The sequence below is a fragment of the Bacillus sp. GMs2/2 genome (assembly GCF_050172095.1).
Lineage (GTDB): Bacteria > Bacillota > Bacilli > Bacillales > Bacillaceae_G > Bacillus_A > Bacillus_A cereus.
Genome location: NZ_JBNLYE010000595.1, coordinates 1 through 1,808, shown reverse-complemented (window position 1 = coordinate 1,808; position 1,808 = coordinate 1). Strand labels below are relative to the sequence as shown.

The window sequence follows — 1,808 nt, the reverse complement described above, 5'->3', positions numbered from 1 at the left end:
TCATACACGTTTCTAGAATACACACAAACAAATATATTGTTATTTATACGGAGGAGAGAAAGATGGGGATCAACGTTAGAGCAGTAGAAATACAAGATGCTAGAGCAATTCATCGTATATGTATACAGGATGACGTTTTACCGTATATGGTTTTCTTACCTAGCATGCGTGTAGAAGCTATGGAAAATAGAATTCGAAATTTAGCACCAAATCAATTTGAATTTGTTGCAGAATATGATGGAGAAGTTGTTGGATTTGTAGGTTTAACACAAAGTCCGGGCCGAAGATCTCATTCAGGCGATTTATTCATTGGGGTAGACAGTGAATATCATAATAAAGGAATTGGGAAAGCACTTCTTATGAAGATGCTTGATCTGGCTGATAATTGGTTAATGTTAGAGAGAGTAGAACTAGGTGTGTTAGAAACGAATCCAAAAGCAAAAGCTTTATATGAAAAATTTGGATTTGTAGAAGAGGGAGTAAAGATAGGGAATTTGAAAGCTCACGGAAAGTTTATTAATGAAATTATGATGAGTCGTTTTAGACCGAATGGTTTAATTGTACATAATGAATAGTTAAAAGCATGACAGTATACTGTCATGCTTTTTCATTAGAATTTGGCTGTAATAAAAATAATACTAAACCAATAAAAATAACAGTAATTCCTAGTCCTTGTTGTAAAGAAATAGTCTCATGTAATATAAAGTACGCTAGCATACAAGTGCCAATTGTTTCACCTAAAATACTCATTGAAATTACAGTAGCACTCATCCATTTTAATAACCAATTAAAAATGGTTTGTCCTAAAATTGTAGCAATGAAAGCTAATCCAATAAAGCACAACCAAGTTTGTGTAGAGTAATGGATGAAAGATTCTTGTTGCATGAAAGCAAATATGCTAAGAAAGCCAGCACTACTTCCATAACTAATTACCGAATAGGGTATAAGTGACAAATCTTTACGAACGTGTTGGCTAATGAAAAAATAAGCAGTAATGATACCGGCAGCGATAAATGCTAAAATATCTCCATATAAAGCTTCTCCACTAATTTTGAAATCTTGCCAGCCAATGATGATACTACCTGAAATAGCGATGAGGCAACCAATAACCGCTCCTTTCGTAAATCTCTCCTTAAATAAAAAATAACCACCAATCATTGAGAACAAAGGTTGTAACGTTACGATAACTGTAGAGCTTGCTACAGAAGTATATTGTAATGATTCAAACCATAGTACATAATGTGCAGCTAAAAATAGCCCAGATGTGAATCCGAATGTCCATTGTTTTTTCGTTAAAGTTTTTAGCTCATTTCGACTATTTTTATTAAATAGTAATAACGGTAACAGGATCAGTGTGGCAAAGAATAATCGGTAAAAAGCAATGATTGTCGCAGGAGCATCTGCCAATTTTACAAAAATTGCTGAAGTTGATAAGGCGAATACACCAAAAAATAAGATGAAATATGAAAGAATAGGTGATTTCAAAGTTTGTCCCTCCGATAGAATGTTTATTATAATAAACTTAATGCGATATAATGTACACAAGTAAGTATATAAGTCCCGGAGATAATAGGAAAGGATTATTTGCCTTTGTTTAGTATGTCAGCACAAAGACAATGAAATATGCATTATGATGGACGAAAGGAAGTTTTACTATGATACATGATAGGCTTGGACAAACAGTATTAAGTTATCGTAAGAAAAATAATATGACAATTCGTGAATTCGCTGATTATGCAGGGATTAGTACATCACTAATTAGCCAAATTGAAAGAGGACATGCTAATCCTTCTTTAAATGTTTTGGAG

The 1,808-nt window shown here is 33.2% G+C and carries 2 protein-coding genes and 1 pseudogene; 2 read left to right on the top strand and 1 reads right to left on the bottom strand.

Annotation, left to right across the window (positions count from 1 at the left end; all coding sequences use genetic code 11):
• Positions 1-62 precede the first annotated feature (62 nt).
• Positions 63-575: a GNAT family N-acetyltransferase gene (locus ACQGS6_RS27740; RefSeq protein ID WP_000512617.1), complete on the top strand. Its 513-nt coding sequence runs from the start codon at positions 63-65 to the stop codon at positions 573-575.
• A gap of 22 nt (positions 576-597) precedes the next feature.
• On the opposite strand, the gene ACQGS6_RS27735 is transcribed toward ACQGS6_RS27740, so the two are convergent.
• Positions 598-1,485, bottom strand: coding sequence for a DMT family transporter (locus ACQGS6_RS27735; protein ID WP_000841812.1), 888 nt, complete (start codon positions 1,483-1,485; stop codon positions 598-600).
• Between the two features lie 138 nt (positions 1,486-1,623).
• On the opposite strand from ACQGS6_RS27735, the pseudogene ACQGS6_RS27730 reads away from it, so the two are divergent.
• Positions 1,624-1,808: pseudogene (locus ACQGS6_RS27730) on the top strand (helix-turn-helix domain-containing protein); the annotation flags it as partial.

Excerpts from the sequence above, each read along its gene's own strand:
- ACQGS6_RS27740 (WP_000512617.1), top strand. The coding sequence starts at position 63 with ATGGGGATCAACGTTAGAGCAGTAGAAATACAAGATGCTAGAGCAATT.